Source organism: Nocardioides sp. (genome assembly GCF_025964975.1).
Taxonomy (GTDB): Bacteria; Actinomycetota; Actinomycetes; order Propionibacteriales; family Nocardioidaceae; genus Nocardioides.
On sequence record NZ_JAOPXV010000149.1, the window covers coordinates 1 to 18,928 of the forward strand.

At 68.7% G+C, this 18,928-nt stretch carries 17 protein-coding genes; 6 read left to right on the forward strand and 11 right to left on the reverse strand.

Features of this window, described 5'->3' with window-relative positions; translation table 11 throughout:
• Together JWN68_RS11245 and JWN68_RS11250 are read right to left on the reverse strand one after the other, a co-directional pair.
• Positions 1 to 889 (reverse strand): methylmalonyl-CoA mutase family protein (locus JWN68_RS11245; RefSeq protein WP_297738711.1); only part of this gene is annotated, 889 nt, incomplete at its 3' end.
• Positions 886 to 2,655 carry a methylmalonyl-CoA mutase family protein gene (locus JWN68_RS11250; protein WP_297738712.1) on the reverse strand — a complete coding sequence of 590 codons (1,770 nt, stop codon included), beginning with the start codon at positions 2,653 to 2,655 and terminating at the stop codon, positions 886 to 888. The genes JWN68_RS11245 and JWN68_RS11250, both read right to left, overlap by 4 nt.
• A gap of 176 nt (positions 2,656 to 2,831) precedes the next feature.
• On the opposite strand from JWN68_RS11250, the gene JWN68_RS11255 reads away from it, so the two are divergent.
• Complete coding sequence (locus JWN68_RS11255; protein ID WP_297738713.1) at positions 2,832 to 3,011, forward strand: hypothetical protein; 180 nt, start codon at positions 2,832 to 2,834, stop codon at positions 3,009 to 3,011.
• A gap of 55 nt (positions 3,012 to 3,066) precedes the next feature.
• On the opposite strand, the gene JWN68_RS11260 is transcribed toward JWN68_RS11255, so the two are convergent.
• The 4 genes from JWN68_RS11260 to JWN68_RS11275 all read right to left on the reverse strand — a co-directional run bounded on the left by JWN68_RS11260 (position 3,067) and on the right by JWN68_RS11275 (position 7,097).
• Positions 3,067 to 3,477, reverse strand: coding sequence for a hypothetical protein (locus JWN68_RS11260; RefSeq protein WP_297738714.1), 411 nt, complete (start codon positions 3,475 to 3,477; stop codon positions 3,067 to 3,069).
• 112 nt (positions 3,478 to 3,589) lie between these two features.
• Complete coding sequence (locus tag JWN68_RS11265) at positions 3,590 to 4,366, reverse strand: succinate dehydrogenase/fumarate reductase iron-sulfur subunit (protein ID WP_297738716.1); 777 nt, start codon at positions 4,364 to 4,366, stop codon at positions 3,590 to 3,592.
• Between the two features lie 2 nt (positions 4,367 to 4,368).
• A complete protein-coding gene (locus JWN68_RS11270) occupies positions 4,369 to 6,297 on the reverse strand; it encodes a fumarate reductase/succinate dehydrogenase flavoprotein subunit (RefSeq protein WP_297738718.1) in 1,929 nt (642 codons plus the stop codon).
• Positions 6,297 to 7,097: a hypothetical protein gene (locus JWN68_RS11275; RefSeq protein ID WP_297738720.1), complete on the reverse strand. Its 801-nt coding sequence runs from the start codon at positions 7,095 to 7,097 to the stop codon at positions 6,297 to 6,299. Before JWN68_RS11275 ends, JWN68_RS11270 begins: the two co-directional genes overlap by 1 nt.
• A gap of 143 nt (positions 7,098 to 7,240) precedes the next feature.
• On the opposite strand from JWN68_RS11275, the gene JWN68_RS11280 reads away from it, so the two are divergent.
• The 3 genes from JWN68_RS11280 (at position 7,241) to JWN68_RS11290 (ending at position 10,754) form a co-directional block, all read left to right on the forward strand.
• Positions 7,241 to 7,942, forward strand: coding sequence for a succinate dehydrogenase cytochrome b subunit (locus tag JWN68_RS11280; protein ID WP_297738722.1), 702 nt, complete (start codon positions 7,241 to 7,243; stop codon positions 7,940 to 7,942).
• Between the two features lie 74 nt (positions 7,943 to 8,016).
• Positions 8,017 to 9,996 carry a fumarate reductase/succinate dehydrogenase flavoprotein subunit gene (locus JWN68_RS11285; RefSeq protein WP_297738816.1) on the forward strand — a complete coding sequence of 660 codons (1,980 nt, stop codon included), beginning with the start codon at positions 8,017 to 8,019 and terminating at the stop codon, positions 9,994 to 9,996.
• 14 nt (positions 9,997 to 10,010) lie between these two features.
• Positions 10,011 to 10,754, forward strand: a complete 744-nt coding sequence (locus tag JWN68_RS11290; protein WP_297738818.1) for a succinate dehydrogenase/fumarate reductase iron-sulfur subunit — start codon at positions 10,011 to 10,013, stop codon at positions 10,752 to 10,754.
• A gap of 152 nt (positions 10,755 to 10,906) precedes the next feature.
• Here the strand turns inward: JWN68_RS11290 and JWN68_RS11295 are convergent, their stop codons facing one another.
• Complete coding sequence (locus JWN68_RS11295; protein ID WP_297738724.1) at positions 10,907 to 11,962, reverse strand: YhjD/YihY/BrkB family envelope integrity protein; 1,056 nt, start codon at positions 11,960 to 11,962, stop codon at positions 10,907 to 10,909.
• A 15-nt stretch (positions 11,963 to 11,977) separates the two neighbouring features.
• Positions 11,978 to 12,496 (reverse strand): 2'-5' RNA ligase family protein, encoded by a 519-nt coding sequence (locus JWN68_RS11300; RefSeq protein WP_297738727.1) that lies wholly within the window; start codon positions 12,494 to 12,496, stop codon positions 11,978 to 11,980.
• Between the two features lie 73 nt (positions 12,497 to 12,569).
• On the opposite strand from JWN68_RS11300, the gene trpS reads away from it, so the two are divergent.
• Together trpS and JWN68_RS11310 are read left to right on the forward strand one after the other, a co-directional pair.
• Positions 12,570 to 13,619 (forward strand): tryptophan--tRNA ligase, encoded by a 1,050-nt coding sequence (trpS, locus tag JWN68_RS11305; RefSeq protein ID WP_297738729.1) that lies wholly within the window; start codon positions 12,570 to 12,572, stop codon positions 13,617 to 13,619.
• A gap of 130 nt (positions 13,620 to 13,749) precedes the next feature.
• The gene (locus tag JWN68_RS11310; protein ID WP_297738731.1) at positions 13,750 to 14,979 is read left to right on the forward strand and encodes a lipase family protein; all 1,230 of its coding nucleotides are present in this window, start codon (positions 13,750 to 13,752) and stop codon (positions 14,977 to 14,979) included.
• A 77-nt stretch (positions 14,980 to 15,056) separates the two neighbouring features.
• Here JWN68_RS11310 and JWN68_RS11315 read toward each other — a convergent pair whose 3' ends face one another.
• Genes JWN68_RS11315 through JWN68_RS11325 form a run of 3 tightly spaced genes read right to left on the reverse strand, consistent with a single transcriptional unit; the run spans position 15,057 to position 18,799 of the window.
• Entirely contained in the window at positions 15,057 to 15,227 is a 171-nt protein-coding gene (locus JWN68_RS11315; RefSeq protein WP_297738733.1) for a hypothetical protein, read from the reverse strand.
• A 46-nt stretch (positions 15,228 to 15,273) separates the two neighbouring features.
• Entirely contained in the window at positions 15,274 to 16,554 is a 1,281-nt protein-coding gene (locus tag JWN68_RS11320; RefSeq protein ID WP_297738736.1) for an MFS transporter, read from the reverse strand.
• A gap of 34 nt (positions 16,555 to 16,588) precedes the next feature.
• The gene (locus JWN68_RS11325; RefSeq protein ID WP_297738738.1) at positions 16,589 to 18,799 is read right to left on the reverse strand and encodes an NADP-dependent isocitrate dehydrogenase; all 2,211 of its coding nucleotides are present in this window, start codon (positions 18,797 to 18,799) and stop codon (positions 16,589 to 16,591) included.
• Between the last annotated feature and the right edge of the window lie 129 nt (positions 18,800 to 18,928).

Here is an 18,928-nt window from a genome sequence, read left to right on the forward strand (position 1 = left end):
GCAGCCGCCCGGCACGGAGCTTGGCGACCTCCATGAAGAAGTTCATCCCGATCGCCCAGAAGAACGACAGCCGGGGCGCGAAGGTGTCGACGTCCATGCCGGCGGCCTGGCCGGCCTTCAGGTACTCGACGCCGTCGGCCAGCGTGTAGGCCAGCTCCAGATCGGCCGTCGCCCCGGCCTCCTGGATGTGGTAGCCGGAGATCGAGATGGAGTTGAACCGCGGCATCTTCTGCGACGTGAACGCGAAGATGTCGCTGATGATCCGCATGCTCGGCAGCGGCGGGTAGATGTAGGTGTTGCGGACCATGAACTCCTTGAGGATGTCGTTCTGGATCGTCCCCGCGAGCTGTTCGGGCTTCACCCCCTGCTCCTCGGCCGCCGCGATGTAGAGGGCGAGCACCGGCAGGACGGCGCCGTTCATGGTCATGGAGACCGACATCTCGTCCAGCGGGATGCCGTCGAAGAGGGTGCGGGTGTCGTAGATCGAGTCGATCGCGACCCCCGCCATGCCGACGTCGCCGCGCACACGCGGGTGGTCGGAGTCGTAGCCTCGGTGGGTCGCGAGGTCGAAGGCGACGCTGAGCCCCTTCTGGCCGGCCGCGAGGTTGCGCCGGTAGAACGCGTTGGACTCCTCGGCGGTCGAGAACCCGGCGTACTGCCGGATCGTCCACGGCTGGGTGGTGTACATCGTGGGATAGGGGCCACGCAGGAACGGCGCCAGTCCGGGCCACGTGTCGAGCGCATCGAGGCCCTCGAGGTGCTCGGGGCCGTAGGTGGGCAGAATGTCGATGCCCTCGGGACTCCCCCACGGCGCGCCCGCCGTCGCGGTGCTCGACGCCGTCGCACCGCCCGCCAGCGGCAGGTCGGCAAAGCTCTTCGGGATGCTCATACCAGCTTCTCCCTCGTCCTGGTCAGGAAGGCGAGCGCGTCCACGCCCATGGCACAGCTGTCGTCGACCCCGTCGATGGGCTTCCCGGCGATGATCACGTGGGTGGCCCCCGCCCCGCGCAGTGCGGCGACGAGGTCGGTGCCCCGGTCGGCGTACGCCGCATCCGTGCCCGCCAGACACACGACCTGCTCGCCGTTGTACGCCGCAAGCACCGACTCCACGCCGTCCGTGGGTCCTGCGACCTCGACAGCGACACCGCCGGCAGCGAACAGGTTGGTGGCGAACGTGGCCCGGGCGGTGTGGGCAGCCACCGACCCCATGGTCGCGAGGAAGACGGGAGCAGTCGCGGGTTCGTCGCGCAGCGCCTCGAAGGCAGCGCCGTAGCGGCGGACGTCGGCCCCGATGGACGAGGACGCGCGCTCGGGGAGCGACTCACCGAGGTGGGGGAACTCGCTCACGCCGGTCAGCGGCCGCGTGCGGCGCGCCACCTGCTCGTCCCTGGTCGCAGCGACCGCGGCGATCCTGCCGGACAGGCCGGAGTCGGCGGCCAGCCCGCCGGCCGCCTCGATCTCCTGCAGCTCCGCCCATCCCGCGGCCGCCAGGTCATCGGTCAGCTTCTCGACGGCATAGGACCCGCCAGCCGGGTCGGCGACGCGGGCGACGTGCGACTCGGAGATGAGGAGGGACGAGGTGTTGCGGGCGATCCGGCGACCCAGCGCGTCGGGCAGGCCCAGCGGCTCGTCGAACGGGATCACCGTCACGGCCTCCGCACCACCGACCCCCGCCGCGAAGGCGGCCACGGTGCCGCGCAGGATGTTGACCCAGGGGTCGTACTTGCTCATCTGTGCACGAGACGTCACGGCGTGCTGACGAACCGCGAGGTCACCGACCCCGCTCAGCTCGAGCACGCGCGCCCAGAGGCGGCGGGCGGCACGGAGCTTGGCGATGGAGGGGAACTGCTCGTCGGTGACGGCCAGGCGGAGCTCGACGACCGCCGCTGCCTCGTCGGGGCTGAAGCCGGCCTCGGTCAGCGCCCGGAGCGCCGTGACGCCGGCGGCGATCGCGACGCCGAGCTCCTGCGCGTCGCTCGCACCCTGCTCGTGCACTCGCAGGCCGGAGGCCACGACACCCAGCACGCCGTGCTCGCGCGCGAGGAGCGCCACCTCGACGACGTCGTCGGCAAGCGGGTCCGCGCCGAAGTTGGTGCCGGGGTGCAGGTCGACCCCGGTGTCGTCGGCGAGGGCGACGAGGGCCCGCGCCGCGGCGACCGAGGAGTTGGAGAGGACGACCGGCGCGAGGTCCACCAGCACTCCCCTGAGGGCGCGCGGCAGGTCCTCGACGGTGAGACCGGCGCCGAGCTCGACCCACAGCGAGGTCGCGCCGTTGTCGAGGTCCAGCAGCACGGCCTCGTTGGCCTGGGCTGCGTCGGGCCCGCTGACATGGGTGCGGACGTCCCAGTCGCCTGCACGGGTCGGCCGGCCGGAGGTCGCGAGGCCTTCGAGGTCGCCGGGGACGCCGATGGGCGCCACCTCGATCCCATCCAGGGTCGTGCGCGACAGCGTGGCCCACACGGCCGAGTCCGGATCGTCGTCACGCAGCCTGCGGGCCTTGCGGAGGACCCCGGCCGCGGCCGTCTCCCACTGAGTGGCGTCGTAGTCGTCACCGGGCGACGACAACCGCAGCGAGCCCTGCGCGGGCTCCAGGTCCTCGGGCTCGGCGAGGCCACCTTCGAGATCAGCCTCGAGATCGGCAGGCGCGTCGGTCATGGTGGGCAGGATAGGCCCGGGGGTGCGTCGAGGACCCGGGTGGACCTATGGCATTCGTCTCACGGCGCTCGCCCCGGAAGCCCCGGTCCCCTGTGGAGAGCGCTCCGGCGGCCGCTTGATCCCCTGGTCTCGACCTGTGTCTGCCCGAGGACCCGCTCGCGCTGGCGCTGGCGGTCGTGGTCGTCCTGCTCGCAGTGCTGGTCTCCTTCCTCTTGCTACCGCCCTTCCTGGTGGCCGAGGTCGTGCTCCTGCTCCTGCTCATCCACGAGCTCGCTGACGCCGTACGACGAGGGGTCGTGCCCGTCCGCACCCTCGGGACCACCCCAGGACAGCGACTGAGGACAAGACAGCGGTAGTTCACTGCCAGCAGGTGACAGCGAGCGACCGCTGTCTCGTCAGCTGCTCACGTCGTCAGCTCAGCCGTGTCGGAAGTCGATGACCATCCGGCTCGGGTCCGCCAAGTGGAAGACACGGTACGGCGCACGGGTGCCGCAGCGCGAAGAAGAAGGTCGTCTGCCCCGCGTGCCAGCCGGCGAGGGCGAGCGCCTTCAGCGTCTCGTACCGCGGCCTCGCCAGTCGCGTACCCGTGTCGAGGTTGGCGCCGTCGGCGTCGTGGTCGTCCGCCATGAGGCCGATCCAGAGCCCCGAGCGACCCCTGATGGGGATCGGCTCGCCCGTCCCGTCATAGGTGGAGCGCGGGTAGTAACCCGTGCGGTAGTCCGGCATCGGGCCTCGCAGCTCGATCACGACCCTGTCGTAGCGCTCGTGCCGGGCGTGCCGGAGGTCCGTGACCCGCACCGGATGGTTGTCCGGGAACGACACCCGGACCCCGGCGTGCTCCTACTCCGGCAGTGCCGACGCGGCAGGGGTTGCCCCCGACAGGGCAGCGGCCACCAGCATGACGACCGGCAGGGCCTTGGATCGCATGGGCGCCTCAGACCTCGGTGCGACCTTCGTAGTCCTTGTTCCGCAGCCCGATCTTGTTGCCCAGCCACACGAGCGGGTCGTACTTGCGGTCCGCCACGCGCTCCTTCATCGGGATGATCGCGTTGTCGGTGATCTGGATGTTCTCCGGGCACACCTCCGTGCAGCACTTGGTGATGTTGCACATCCCCAGCCCCGCTGCGCCCTGGGCGAGCTCGCGACGGTCGTGGGTGTCCAAGGGGTGCATGTCGAGCTCGGCGTAGCGCAGGAAGAACCGCGGCCCGGCGAAGGCCGGCTTGTTGTCCTCGTGGTCCCGCACGACGTGGCAGGTGTTCTGGCACAGGAAGCACTCGATGCACTTGCGGAACTCCTGGCCGCGCTCCACGTCGATCTGTGCCATCCGGCGCTTCCCGTCGGCATCTCGGGGACCGAGCGCGATCCCGGGCAGCTCCTTGGCCTTCTCGTAGTTGTAGGAGACGTCCGTGACGAGGTCGCGGATCACCGGGAACGAGCGCATCGGCGTCACGGTGATCGTCTCGGACTCGTCGAAGTCGGAGAGCCGGGTCATGCACAACAGCCGGGGCCGGCCGTTGATCTCGGCACTGCACGAGCCGCACTTGCCGGCCTTGCAGTTCCACCGGATAGCGAGGTCGCCGGCCTGGGTGGCCTGCAACCGGTGGAGTGCGTCGAGGACGACCTCCCCCTCGGAGACCTCGACGGTGTAGTCGGCCAGGTCACCGCCGTCGATGTCGCCGCGCCATACACGCATCTTCAGGTCGTATCCCATGGCTACTTCCCTTCCTTGCTGGCTGCGGGGCTCTCGGCGGCTGCGGGTGCGAAGTACTTCTTCAGGTCCTCAGGCATCTCGGGCAGCGGCTGCTCCCGCAGGACCACGCCCTGCCCGCTGTCGTCGGTCGACACGACGAGGTTCTTCCTGCCCCAGACCGCGTCGTCGGCCTGGGGGAAGTCGTCGCGGGTGTGCCCCCCGCGCGACTCCTGTCGGGCGAGCGCTGCCGTGGCGATGGCTTCGCTGACGAGGAGCATGTTGCGCAGGTCCAGGGCGAGGTGCCAGCCAGGGTTGTACTGGCGGTGCCCCTCGACGACCATCGTCTCCGCGCGCTTCTTCAAAACCTCGATCCGGCTGAGCGACTCCTCCAGCTCGGAGGCGGTGCGGATGATCCCGACCAGGTCGTTCATCGACTGCTGGAGGTCGGACTGGATCGTGTACGGGTTCTCACCGCCCTCGACCTCGAACGGCGCCAGGGCACTGACCTGGGCGGCCTTCACGTCCGCCTCGTCGACCTGGGGACGCGCCTCGCCGAGGGACGTGGCGTAGGCGGTCGCGGCCTCACCCGCACGCTTGCCGAAAACCAGCAGGTCACCCAGCGAGTTGCCACCGAGCCGGTTGGACCCGTGCATGCCGCCCGAGCACTCGCCGACGGCGTACAGGCCCGTCACGGCGCTCTCCTGGGTGTCCGCGTCGACCTCGACGCCACCCATGACGTAGTGGCAGGTGGGGCCGATCTCCATCGGCTCGGCGGTGATGTCGACGTCGGCGAGCTCCTTGAACTGGTGGTACATCGACGGCAGCCGCTTGCGGATGAACTCGGGCGAGCGCCGGGAGGCGATGTCGAGGTAGATGCCGCCGTGGGGCGTGCCGCGACCGGCCTTGATCTCGGAGTTGATGGCCCGCGCCACCTCGTCACGGGGCAGCAGCTCGGGTGGTCGACGGTTGTTCTTCTTGTCGTCGTACCACCGGTCGGCCTCCGCCTCGGTGTCGGCGGTCTCGCTCTTGAAGAACTCCGGGATGTAGTCGAACATGAACCGCTTGCCCTCGGAGTTCTTCAGGATGCCGCCGTCGCCGCGGACCGACTCGGTGACGAGCAGGCCCTTCACCGAGGGTGGCCAGACCATGCCGGTGGGGTGGAACTGGACGAACTCCATGTTGATGAGGTTGGCGCCCGAGCGCATCGCCAGGGCGTGGCCGTCGCCGGTGTACTCCCACGAGTTGCTGGTGACCTTGAAGGACTTGCCGATCCCGCCCGTCGCCAGGATCACGCTGGGCGCCTCGAAGGTGATGAACCGTCCCGACTCGCGCCAGTAGCCGAAGGCGCCGGAGATGACTCCGTCGTCCTTGAGCAGGTCGGTGATCGTGCACTCCATGAAGACGTCGATGCCGAGGTGTACGGCGCGCTGCTGCAGCGTGCGGATCATCTCGAGCCCGGTGCGGTCGCCGACGTGGGCGAGCCGGGCGTACTTGTGGCCGCCGACGTCGCGCTGGCTGATCAGGCCGTCCTCGGTCCGGTCGAAGAGGGCACCCCAGTCCTCGAGCTCCTGGACCCGCTCGGGCGCCTCCTGTGCGTGGAGCTGGGCCATCCGCCAGTTGTTGAGCATCTTCCCGCCGCGCATCGTGTCGCGGAAGTGGACCTCCCAGTTGTCCTCCGGCCAGCGGTTTCCCATCGCCGCGGCGATGCCGCCCTCGGCCATGACGGTGTGCGCCTTGCCGAGCAGCGACTTGCACACGAGCGCCGTGCGAGCACCCGCGTCCTGCGCGGCGATCGCGGCCCGGAGGCCGGCACCGCCCGCCCCGACGACCACGACGTCGTAGGTGTGCCGCTCCATACCGCCGGCCGCAGCTGCGGACATCTCGTTGCCGGTCATGGGGTGCCGAGTGGTGGGGTGGGCCCCGGCGGGGTGGCTGCCAGTGTTGTCGCTCATCAGAAGAACCTCACGTCCTGGATGGTTCCGGCGGCGAGCAGGAAGATGTAGAGGTCGACGATCGCGACCGAGAACAGCGAGTACCACGCCCACCTGCCGTGACTCGTGTTGAGCCTCGACACCCACGTCCACAGCTTGTAGCGGACGGGGTGCTTGGAGAAGTGGCGCAGGCGACCGCCCACGACGTGCCGGCACGAGTGGCACGAGAGCGTGTAGAGCCAGATGAAGACGACGTTGATGATCATCAGCAGGGTGCCCAGACCCATATGGATCCCGCTGGTCTCGCCGTCTCCGACGGCGTACTCCGCCGGCATGGCCCGGAAGGCGAGGAACACGTCGAAGGTGAGCACCGCGCCGACCAGCACGGCGGCGTACCAGAAATAGCGGTGGATGTTCTGCAGGATCAGCGGCAACCGCGACTCACCGGAGTAGGCCGAGTGCGGCTCGGCGACCGCGCACGCGGGCGGGGAGAGCCAGAACGCGCGGTAGTAGGCCTTGCGGTAGTAGTAGCAGGTCATCCGGAAACCCAGCGGGAAGATCAGGATGAGCAGCGCGGCCGAGAGCGGGAAGGCCTGGAACGGCTGTCCGAAGTCGGAGGCGCCCTCCACGCAGTCGCCCAGGCACGGTGAGTAGAACGGCGAGAGGTATGGCGAGGCGTAGTAGTCCCGCCCCATGAACGCCCGGATCGTGGCGTAGATGACGAAGGCGGTGAAGACCACGAACGTCGTCAGCGGCGCGAGCCACCACCGGTCGCTGCGCAGGGTGCGCGCCTCGATGCTGGCACGCGTGGGTCCGGTCACGCCGGTTTTCCCGGAATCTGTCAGGGCCACAGTCGCTGCTCCTCAAGGTGGACAACGCGACAGACTATGGCTTGTGTCACACCCGAGGGGAAGAGGACGCGCCCACGGGGATCTCCCCATGACCTGCGGGGTACGGTTCGGTCGTGTCAACCACGTCTCTGGTCAAAGGGGCGCGCGCCTCGCGCTCGACCGTCGCCCTCAAGCTCCTGATGGCCGTTTCCGGCCTCGTGTTCATCGGCTACGTGCTGCTGCACATGTACGGGAACCTCAAGGCCTTCGCCGGCCACGACGCCTTCAACGAATACGCGGAGCACATCCGCGAGATCGGTGAGCCGATCCTTCCGCACGAGGGTGCGCTCTGGATCATCCGGGTCGTGCTGCTCCTGGCGCTCGTGGTGCACGTCTACACCGGGCTGGCGCTGTGGGGTCGGGCGAAGAAGGCCCGCACCACGCCGTACGCCGTGAAGAAGAGCACCGGCGCCAACTTCGCCAGCCGGATGATGCGCTGGGGCGGCGTCACGCTGTTGCTGTTCATCATCTGGCACCTGCTGAACTTCACTGTCGGCAAGGTCAACGTGAGCGGTGGGGCGACCAACGACCCTTTCAACCTGATGGTCGACTCGTTCTCCGTCTGGTGGCTCACGCTGATCTACCTCGCGGCGATGCTCGCCCTCGGGGCACACCTGCACCACGGCGTCTGGAGCGCTGCCCAGACCCTCGGCCTCACCGGCACTGCGGGTGCGCGACTGAGGTGGAAGCGGATCGCCTTCGTCACCGCGCTGATCATCTCGGTCGGCTTCTCGCTCGTGCCGATCGCCGTCCTTGCCGGCGTCATCTCGAAGTAAAGGCGATCCCCATGGCCCACGAAATGCCCGACACCACCACGCACGCCGATCCCTCCAAGGACAGCCCGGCGGACATGACCGACGACGCCGTCGGCTACTACACGCCGGGCGAGCCCATCGTGGACACCAAGGCGCCCGAGGGACCGATCGCCAACCGCTGGCAGGACCGCAAGTTCGAGGCGCGGCTGGTCAACCCGTCCAACCGCCGCAAGCTCTCGGTGATCATCGTCGGCACCGGGCTCGCCGGCGCTTCGGCGGCGGCGACGCTGGGCGAGGCCGGCTACAACGTCAAGTCCTTCTGCTACCAGGACTCCCCGCGCCGGGCGCACTCGATCGCCGCGCAGGGCGGCATCAACGCCGCCAAGAACTACAAGGAGGACGGCGACTCGGTCCACCGGCTCTTCTACGACACCGTCAAGGGCGGCGACTACCGCTCCCGCGAGTCCAACGTCTACCGCCTGGCCGAGGTCAGCACCAACATCATCGACCAGTGCGTCGCCCAGGGCGTCCCCTTCGCGCGTGAGTACGGCGGACTGCTGGACAACCGTTCCTTCGGCGGCGTCCAGGTCTCCCGCACGTTCTACGCCCGCGGCCAGACCGGCCAGCAGCTCCTCATCGGCGCCTACCAGGCCCTCGAGCGCCAGGTGGCTGCCGGGACCGTCGAGACGTTCACCCGGCACGAGATGCTCGAGCTGATCGTCGTCGGCGAGGGCGAGGGCCGCCGGGCCCGCGGCATCATCGCGCGCGACATGGTCACCGGCGCCGTCGAGACGCACCTGGCCGACGTCGTCGTGCTCGCCAGCGGCGGTTACGGCAACGTCTTCTACCTCTCGACCAACGCCATGGGCTGCAACGTCACGGCCGTGTGGCGAGCGCACCGCAAGGGCGCCTACATGGCGAACCCCTGCTACACCCAGATCCACCCCACCTGCATCCCGGTCTCCGGCGCCCACCAGTCCAAGCTGACGTTGATGAGCGAGTCGCTGCGCAACGACGGCCGCATCTGGGTGCCGAAGAACGAGGCCGACTGCGACAAGGACCCGCGCGAGATCCCCGAGGAGGACCGCGACTACTACCTCGAGCGGATCTACCCCTCCTTCGGCAACCTCGTCCCCCGCGACATCGCCTCCCGCGCCGCGAAGAACGTGTGCGACGAGGGCCGCGGCGTGGGACCGAAGGTCGAGGGCGTGCGCCGCGGTGTCTACCTCGACTTCGCGGCCGCCATCGAGCGACTGGGGCGCGACGGCATCGAGGAGAAGTACGACAACCTCCTCGACATGTACGAGCGGATCACGGGGGAGAACCCGTACGAAGTGCCGATGCGCATCTACCCGGCCGTGCACTACGTCATGGGCGGCGCCTGGGTCGACTACGACCTCATGTCCACCATCCCGGGGCTCTTCGTGACCGGTGAGGCCAACTTCTCCGACCACGGCGCCAACCGTCTGGGAGCCTCGGCGCTGATGCAGGGTTTGGCCGACGGCTACTTCGTGCTGCCCCACACCATCCGCGACTACCTCGCCGACGGGCCCTTCGAGAAGATCGACGAGTCGCACCCGGCTGTCGTGGAGGCCCGCGCAACGGTCGAGCAGCGGATCAACCACTTCCTCAACGTCAAGGGCACCCGCAGCGTCGACTCCTACCACCGCGAGCTCGGCAACATCATGTGGGAGTACTGCGGGATGGAGCGCACGGAGGACGGCCTCAAGAAGGCCATCGACCTCATCCGGACGCTCAAGGACGACTTCTGGCGCAACGTCAAGGTGCTCGGCACCAACGAGTCGCTCAACCAGTCGCTCGAGCGGGCCGGCCGAGTGGCTGACTTCATCGAGCTCGGCGAGCTCATGTGCATCGACGCGCTCAACCGTCGCGAGTCGTGCGGTGGCCACTTCCGGGCCGAGTCGCAGACCGAGGACAACGAGGCGCTTCGCCACGACGACCTCTTCGCGTACGTCGCAGCGTGGGAGTTCGCCGGTGACGGCGAGCCGCCGATCCTGCACAAGGAAGAACTCACCTACACGGCCATCGAGATGAAGCAGCGGAGCTACAAGTGAGCAGCAACGACAACATGAGCCTGACGCTGAAGATCTGGCGTCAACCGGACGCCGCCTCGGCCGGCGCCCTGCACACCTACAAGCTGGACGACGTGTCCCCCGACATGTCCTTCCTCGAGATGCTCGACGTCCTCAACGAGCAGCTCAATGCCAACAACGAGGACCCGATCGCGTTCGACTCCGACTGCCGCGAAGGCATCTGCGGCACGTGCGGGCTGATGATCAACGGTGACGCGCACGGACCGGAGGTCACCACGACCTGCCAGCTGCACATGCGTTCGTTCGTCGACGGCGAGACGATCACGATCGAGCCCTGGCGCGCCACCGCGTTCCCGGTGCTCAAGGATCTCGTGGTGGACCGGAGCGCCTTCGACCGGATCATCCAGCAGGGGGGCTACATCTCCGTCAACACCGGGTCCGCCCCCGAGGCCCACTCGGTCCCCGTCCCCCGCGAGGACGCGCAGCGCGCGTTCAACGTCGCCACCTGCATCGCCTGCGGGGCGTGCGTGGCCGCCTGCCCGAACGGCTCTGCGTCGTTGTTCATGGGTGCCAAGATCACTCACCTCGGCGAGCTCCCCCAGGGTCAGCCCGAGCGCGACTCCCGCGTCGTCAACATGGTGGCCCAGCACGACCACGAGGGCTTCGGTGGCTGCACCAACATCGGCATGTGCACCGCTGCCTGCCCCAAGGAGATCCCGCTCGACGTGATCTCGCAGCTCAACAAGGACCTCCGGACCGCCATGCGGCACGGCCACTGAGCCTGGCCCTTCTTCCGGGGCAGGGCGGTGAATGAGCCACATTCCGTGGACGTCAAAGGCGGCTAGCGCACCGCTGCAGGACCAAGCGCGGGCTGGGCGGTGACCAGGCCAGAAAATGTGGCTCACCCACCGCCAGGCAGGCTAGGCAGGGCTCAGGGCTTGTTGCGGCGGAGTATGGCGACGAGCGCGAGCATCGACGCAGCGCCGGCGGCGAACGCGCCGGTCGGGGACATGCCCGGTGCTGCCGCGGCGACCGCAGGGTTGTGCTCGACGGCCTGCTGAAGGTCGATCCGCGGGCCCTGCACGGCTTCCTCGGTGTCGACCGGCTCCGCCGCGAGTGCCGCCGGGTGGGTGTGTGCCCAGCTTGCGGCGTACACGATCACCCGGGAGAAGTAGTTGATCCACACGACCAGGACGAGCGCGATGCCGAACGCCTGGAAGGCGGGCTGGTCCTCGGTGAGCGCCAACAGGTAGCGGGACGCCTGCTTGAGCAGCTCGAAGCCGATGGCCCCGACGAAGGCCCCCGACCACAGCGCCCTTGCCGGCGCGTCGGGATCGCCCAGCAGGCGGAAGAACGCGAAGAACAGCAAGGTGTTCGCGGCGATGCCGATCAGGAGGGCGAGGACCCACACCACCGGATCGAGCCCCAGTCCGAGCCCCCACCACGTGAGGATGGTGGTCGAGAGCGTGGTGACGACTGTTGAGACTCCGACGCTGACCATCAGGATCACGCCGAGGGCGCCCAACGCCATCATGTCGTGCAGCTTCCCGGACAGGAAGTTGGGCCGCTCGCGCTCGGGCTGCTCGAACACGGTCAGCAGGGCGGTGCGCATGCCGGACAACCAGCCAAGACCGGAGTAGAGGACGGTGACCAACCCGATGCTGAAGATGCCGGGGGCGGCGTCCTCGATGTCGTCGAGCTTCACCTGGCCGTCCCTCGGCCCGACGATGCCGGGGAGCACGGCGTCGATCGCCTTGACGAGGTCGCGCTGGGCGTCGGGATAGACCGACGAGACGTAGCCGATGATGGCGAAGGAGAGCGCGAGGATGGGGAAGAACGACAAGAACGCGAAGTAGGTGACCGCCCCGGCCTGCAGGCTGCCGTTGACCTTGCCGTAGTGCTGGACCGTGCGGACGATGTGGTCCACCAGCGGGCGGTGCTCACGCACCTCGTGGACGCGCTTGTTGAGGTTGTCGATCAGCTGCATGCAGGGCTCCCGGACTCAGGGGATGGGCTGCAGCGCGAATTCCCGCGTCGCCTGCCAGCCCGCGTCGGTGTCGTGGACGTAGAGCGAGAACGCGTTGGCCTGGAACGCGCACTCGAAGTCGGCGAGCTCGGTGAAGGCCTGGTCGAGCTGGGCGTCCGCGAGGTGGTGAGCGATGGTGACGTGCGGGTGGTAGGGGAAGTGGAGCTCGACGGCCAGCGGTCCTCGGCGTACGGCTGCGGCGAGCATCTCGCACTTGGAGATGCCCTCGGCCAGCGTCACGAACACGACTGGGGACACGGGCCGGAAGGTGCCCGTCCCCCGCAGGTGGATCGGGAAGACGTCCATCTGCGCTGCGACCCCCTCCAGGTGCTCCTCGACGTCGCCGAGCTGGGAGTCACCGACCTCGATCGGGGGGATCAGGGTGATGTGCGTCGGGATCTGCGGGGCTGTGAGGTCGCCGACGGAGGTCCGGTAGTCCTGGAGCTCAGTCGCCCAGGGCTCCGGGATCGCCACGGCAACTCCGATGGTTGGCACCCGGAGACCCTACCCAACTGCTTCTCCCAACTGGTTCGCGGAGCCCGGCGGGCGGTTTGTAGGATCCCTCCTCGTGACCGACTCCTACCAGGCAGCCCTGGCGCGCAGCGCCTCGATCGAGCAGCGACTGGAGGACGATCCGGGCAGCCTGCGGATGCTGACGGGCGACCGGCCCACCGGCGCCCTGCACATCGGCCACTACTTCGGCTCCATCCGCAACCGGGTCAGGCTCCAGCAGAGCGGGGCCGAGATCTGGCAGCTGATCGCGGACTACCAGGTGATCACCGACCGCGAGATGCTCGGTGACATCCAGGACAGCGTCCGCAGCCTGACGCTCGACAACATCGCGGCGGGCCTCGACCCCGACCGGGCGACGATCTTCACCCACTCGGCCGTGCCGGCCCTCAACCAGCTGATGCTGCCGTTCCTGAGCCTGGTCAGCGTGGCCGAGCTGCAGCGCAACCCCACGGTCAAGGACGAGGCGAAGAGCGCCGGCATCACCAGCATCGGCGGGTTGCTGCTCACCTACCCCCTCCACCAGGCCGCCGACATCCTCTTCTGCAAGGCCAACGTCGTGCCGGTGGGCCGCGACCAGCTTCCTCACCTGGAGCAGACTCGCGTCGTGGCGCGCCGGTTCAACGAGCGGTACGGCGCCACGTTCCCCGAGCCCGACGCGCTCCTCTCGGAGGCCACCAACATCCTCGGTCTCGACGGCACCAAGATGAGCAAGTCCAAGGGCAACGTCATCGAGCTCCGGATGACCGCCGACGAGACGGCCAAGAAGCTCAAGGGCGCCAAGACCGACAGCGACCGGGTCATCACCTACGACCCGACCGGTCGTCCTGAGGTGGCCAACCTCCTCCTGCTCATCTCCCTGTGCGAGGGCGTCGCACCCGAGCAGGTCGCCGACGAGATCGGCGACGGCGGGGGCGGCGTCCTGAAGAAGCGGCTCACCGAGGCCATCAACACCGAGCTCGCTCCCCTGCGCGCTCGGCGGCTCGCGCTCGAGCAGGACACGTCCTACGTCTCCGACATCCTGCGCAGGGGCAACGAGCGCGCCAACGAAGTCGCCGAGGCCACGCTGGACGAGGTCCGTGAGCGCATGGGCATGGTCTACACCTGAGGACCGCTGCATCTCTACGCGCCAGTAACTTTTCCTCGCCCAACTCTGGCGCTGTGAGGTAACTCACAAGTAACATCGCGCAACCGGGAGGGCCGGTCACGGGGGCAGTTGCTTGGGAGGGCACAGATCCATGACTCGAACGCGCGCGCTTGCAGCATCCATCGCGACGCTGGTGGCCACGGCCATCGTCGTCGTGGCAGCACCTACGGCGAATGCGGTGGTCGTCGAACCGCCGCGGCCCGCCTTCTACGAGGCACCAGCCACCCTGCCTGCGGCCAACGGCACGGTGATCCGGACCGAGCCGATGACCTTCCTGCTCGACCCCCTCAACGCGAGCAGCCTGGTGACCAACGCGAAGCGGGTGCTCTACAAGACCACCAACCGGACAGGGAAGGCGATCGCGGTCTCCGGCGTCGTCCTCGTCCCCAAGACGGCCTGGATCGGCCTGGGCAGCCGACCGGTGATCGGCTTCGCCGCCGGCACCCAGGGCATGGGTGACCGATGTGCACCCTCACGTCAGTACAGCGCGGGCCTCGAATACGAAGGCATCGCCATCCAGGGGCTGCTGAACCGCGGGTACGCCGTCGCCGTGACCGACTACGAAGGGCTCGGCACGGCCGGCATCCACACCTACATGGACCGCGTCTCGCAGGGCCGGGCCGTGCTCGACGTCATCCGAGCCGCCCAGCGGATCACCGGCACCGGCCTCTCGGTCACCAGCCCCGTGGGCATCCAGGGCTACTCGCAGGGTGGCGGCGCGGCCGCGTCGGCGGCTGAGCTCGCGGCGACGTACGCCCCTGAGCTCCGGGTCAAGGGAGTGGCGGTGGGTGCGGTGCCTGCCGACCTCGCGAAGGTGGCCACCACCCTCGACGGCAGCCTCTACTCGGCGTTCGCCTTCTTCGCGCTGCGCGGGATCTCAGCCAGCTATGGCGTGGACCTGACGCCGTACCTCAACGCGAAGGGCGTCGAGACCATGACCACGGTCGAGCAGGACTGTGTCTTCGACCTCTTCGGTCACGCCTTCGTGAAGTCCTCGACGCTGAGCTACAACGGCAGGCCGATGTCGGACCTGATCGCCCTGCCGCAGTTCGCCACGATGATCGCCGAGCAGAGGATCGGCAACATCAAGCCCGCGATGCCGGTGTTCGTGAGCCACTCCACCTTCGACGACGTCATCCCCTACGCCGTGGGCAAGGCGATGGCGAAGTCGTGGTGCAGCCGGGGCGCCAACGTGCGGTTCTCCCCCACGCTGATCCCCACGCACGTCGGCGGCTACGTGCCATTCGGGGTCGAGGCGGCGCTGTTCTTCGAGGCGCGCTTCGCCGGGCTCTCCCAGTGGAGCAACTGCTGGGCGATCTGACCTTCGCGACGCGTCGCCCGGCCCGCCTCACGCGGTCCCTCTGCATGACCGCTCACGCGGTCCCTCTGCATGACCGCTCACGCGGTCCAGGCGACGCCCTCGCTCACCAGGTCGGCCCACGGGTTGAGACCGGCGAGCTCGCGGCGGCGGGCGAGCAGCTCGACGACGTCATTTGTTCGCCGGTCTCGCAGCTGGCGCCGCCACACCAGGTCGGCGTCCTCGGGGGCAGATCTCGGGTCCTTGTCCATGGCCCCCAGCCTGTTCGACCGGTGCTACGGCGGTGTGGACTGCGCGTTAAACCGAGCTACCGAGTGGGCTCGCTGGTGTTGACGGCGGGTTACGCCGGTGCACGACTGCGGAGAGGACGATGACGAGGAATCCCAGCACGCTCAGGGCGACGCCGACCAGGGCGGGCGCGCGATAGCCCAGACCCGCAGCGATCACGAGCCCGCCGAGCCAGGCACCCAACGCGTTGGCGACATTGAGGGATGCGTGGTTCATGGCCGCGCCCAGGGTCTGGGCGTCGCCGGCGACGTCCATCAACCGCAGCTGGAGGTTGACCACGAGCACCGAGCCCATGGCGGTGATCAGGAAGACCACGGGCAGCGCGACCCAGCCGGCCGGGGCAGTGAGCCAGAAGACGAGCAGGCTGGCTCCCAGGCCGGCCGAGCCGATCAGCAGCGACCGGAAGATCGACCAGTCCGCCATGATCCCGGCCACCCAGGTGCCGACCACCATGCCGAGACCGAAGGACATCAGGAAGACCGGCACCGCAGATTCGCGCAGACCGCCGACGCCGGTGACGGTCGGTGCGATGTAGGTGTAGACGGCGAACATCCCCCCGAAGCCGATGGCACCGGCGACCAGCGTCAGCCACACCTGCGGCAGCGCGAAGGCGCCCAGCTCGCGTCGCCCACTCGCCCCGCCGTCGCCGGGACAGCTGGGCACGAACGCCAGCACGAGAGCAAGGGTGACCACACCAAGGACGGTCACGACCCAGAAGGCCGACCGCCAGCCGAGGCTCTGCCCGAGCCAGGTGCCAGCGGGGACGCCGACGACGTTGGCGACGCTGAGGCCGAGCATCACCGCCGCCACTGCACGCCCCCGGCGCGCCGGGCTCGCCATACTGGCAGCCAGCAGCGATGCCACGCCGAAGTAGGCGCCGTGTGGAAGACCAGCCGCGAACCGGGCGACCATCAGCTCGCCGTACGACGTCGCGAGCGCGCTCGCCGCGTTGCCCACGGCGAAGGCGACCATCAGCGCCACCAGCAGCGCGCGCCGAGGCAGACGGGCACCGAGAAAGGCCAGCAACGGAGCGCCGACGACGACGCCGAGCGCGTAGGCGGAGATCATGTGACCCCCGGTGGGGATGGACACGTCGACGCCGCGGGCGATCTGCGGCAACAGGCCCATCGTGACGAACTCCGTGGTGCCGATCGCGAAGCCGCCCATTGCCAGCGCCACGACGGCAAGACCGAAGTGGCGGGCCTGCACGACCGGGGCGTCGTCGAGATCGAGGGCGTCGTCAGTCGTCAGGGGCACTTCAGTGTGCAAGCCGGTGAGGCCCTTACTCATTCCCTGTGCCGACGCCCTCGTCGGGTGAACCCGATCACAGCGAGGCGAGCACCTCGTTGAAGGTGGCGCTGGGACGCATGACCGCGGTGGCGAGCTCGTCCTCGGGCTCGTAGTAGCCGCCGATATCGGCCGGCTTCCCTTGTACGGCGAGGAGCTCGTCGACGATCTTCTGCTCGTTGTCCCGCAGGGCACCGGCCAGGGAAGCGAACGCGTCCGCGAGCTCGGCGTCCTCCGTCTGCTCGGCGAGCTCCTCGGCCCAGTAGAGCGCGAGGTAGAAGTGCGAGCCGCGGTTGTCGATGGTGCCCAGCTTGCGACCCGGCGACCGGTCCTCGTTGAGGAAGGTCTCGGTCGCGCGGTCCAGGGTGTCGCTGAGGATCTTGGCGCGCTGGTTGTCGTCGTACGCCGCCAGGTGCTCGAACGACGCAGCCAGGGCGAAGAACTCCCCCAGGCTGTCCCAGCGCAGGTAGTTCTCCTTGACGAGCTGCTGGACGTGCTTGGGCGCGGATCCCCCGGCGCCGGTCTCGAAGAGGCCACCGCCGTTCATCAGCGGGACGATCGAGAGCATCTTGGCGCTGGTGCCCAGCTCGAGGATCGGGAAGAGGTCGGTGTTGTAGTCGCGCAGCACGTTGCCGGTCACCGAGATGGTGTCCTCGCCGCGGCGGATCCGCTCGATCGAGGTCGCGCACGCGTCGGCCGGCTTGGCGATCGTGATGTCCAGGCCGGACGTGTCGTGGTCGGCGAGGTAGGTGTTGACCTTCGCGATCAGGATGGCGTCGTGCGCGCGGGACTCGTCCAGCCAGAAGATGGCAGGCGCACCGCTGGCGCGGGCGCGGGTGACGGCCAGCTTGACCCAGTCGCGGATCGGCTCGTCCTTGGTCTGGCACGCACGCCAGATGTCACCGGGCTCGACGTCGTGCTCGATCAGCACGGCGCCGGCACCGTTGCGGACCTCGATCCTGCCCGCAGCCGACGCCTCGAAGGTCTTGTCGTGCGAGCCGTACTCCTCGGCCGCCTTGGCCATCAGTCCCACGTTGGGCACCGAGCCCATGGTCGAGGGGTCGAAGGCGCCGTTGGCGCGACAGTCGTCGATCACGGTCTGGAAGATGCCGGCGTAGGAGGAATCCGGGATCACCGCGAGGGTGTCGGCCTCCTGCCCGTCCGGGCCCCACATGTGGCCGCTGGTGCGGATCATGGCGGGCATGCTCGCGTCGACGATCACGTCCGAGGGCACGTGCAGGTTGGTGATGCCCTTGTCGGAGTCCACCATCGCCAGGGCGGGGCCGTCGGCGATGCCCTGCGCGACCGCCTGCTTGATGGCGTCCCCCTCCGGCAGGGCGGACACCGCGTCGAGGAGCCCGCCCAGCCCGTCGCCCGGGCTGATGCCGGCGGCGGCCAGCTGTTCGCCGTACTGCTCGAAGAGGGTCGGGAAGAAGCTCTGCACGACGTGGCCGAAGATGATGGGGTCGGAGACCTTCATCATGGTCGCCTTAAGGTGGACCGAGAACAGGACGCCCTCGGACTTGGCGCGGGCGATCTGCTCGGTGAGGAAGCGTCGGAGTGCGGCGACGCTCATGAAGGTGCCGTCGACGACCTCGCCGGCCAGCACCGGGAGCGAGTCCTTGAGGACCGTCTCGGTGCCGTCGGTGGCTACGTGCACGATGCTCAGGGTGTCGTCGGACTCGATCACGACCGACTTCTCGTTGGAGCGGAAGTCGTGGGCGCCCATGGTGGCCACGTTGGTCTTGCTGTCGCTGCTCCAGGCACCCATCGAGTGCGGGTGCGACCGGGCGTAGTTCTTCACCGCGCCGGGCGCGCGTCGGTCGGAGTTGCCCTCACGCAGCACGGGGTTGACCGCCGAGCCCTTGACCTTGTCGTACTTCGCCCGCGCGTCCTTGTCCTCGGCGGTCTGCGGGTTCTCGGGGTAGTCGGGGAGGTCGTAGCCCTTGCCCTGCAGCTCCTTGATCGCCGCCTTGAGCTGCGGCAGGGAGGCCGAGACGTTGGGCAGCTTGATGATGTTGGCCTCGGGCTTGGTCGCCAGCTCGCCGAGCTCCGCGAGGGCGTCGTCGATGCGCTGCTCCGGTAAGAGTCGCTCGGGGAACTGGCTGATGATCCGCCCCGCCAGCGAGATGTCGCGCGTCTCGACCTCGACGCCGGCGGTCTTGGCGTAGGTCGCCACGATCGGCAGGAACGAGTAGGTCGCGAGCATGGGTGCTTCGTCGGTGTGGGTGTAGATGATCTTGGCCATGGGTGCGGAACGCTCCTAGACGAGACGTGGGTACGGCGCGAGCAAACTAACTTGACGTCAAGATACCTGACGTCGCCTGTCCCTAGCCTCGCACCCGTCACCTCGCCTCGCTAGAGTGCCCGTGGTCCA

Bases quoted from the DNA above. Each gene is read 5' to 3' on its own strand.
- JWN68_RS11250 (WP_297738712.1), bottom strand. From the start codon at position 2,655: ATGACCGACGCGCCTGCCGATCTCGAGGCTGATCTCGAAGGTGGCCTC.
- JWN68_RS11265 (WP_297738716.1), bottom strand. From the start codon at position 4,366: ATGGGATACGACCTGAAGATGCGTGTATGGCGCGGCGACATCGACGGC.
- JWN68_RS11270 (WP_297738718.1), bottom strand. From the start codon at position 6,297: ATGAGCGACAACACTGGCAGCCACCCCGCCGGGGCCCACCCCACCACT.
- JWN68_RS11285 (WP_297738816.1), top strand. From the start codon at position 8,017: ATGACCGACGACGCCGTCGGCTACTACACGCCGGGCGAGCCCATCGTG.
- JWN68_RS11290 (WP_297738818.1), top strand. From the start codon at position 10,011: ATGAGCCTGACGCTGAAGATCTGGCGTCAACCGGACGCCGCCTCGGCC.
- JWN68_RS11295 (WP_297738724.1), bottom strand. From the start codon at position 11,962: ATGCAGCTGATCGACAACCTCAACAAGCGCGTCCACGAGGTGCGTGAG.
- JWN68_RS11310 (WP_297738731.1), top strand. From the start codon at position 13,750: ATGACTCGAACGCGCGCGCTTGCAGCATCCATCGCGACGCTGGTGGCC.
- JWN68_RS11315 (WP_297738733.1), bottom strand. From the start codon at position 15,227: ATGGACAAGGACCCGAGATCTGCCCCCGAGGACGCCGACCTGGTGTGG.
- JWN68_RS11320 (WP_297738736.1), bottom strand. From the start codon at position 16,554: ATGAGTAAGGGCCTCACCGGCTTGCACACTGAAGTGCCCCTGACGACT.
- JWN68_RS11325 (WP_297738738.1), bottom strand. From the start codon at position 18,799: ATGGCCAAGATCATCTACACCCACACCGACGAAGCACCCATGCTCGCG.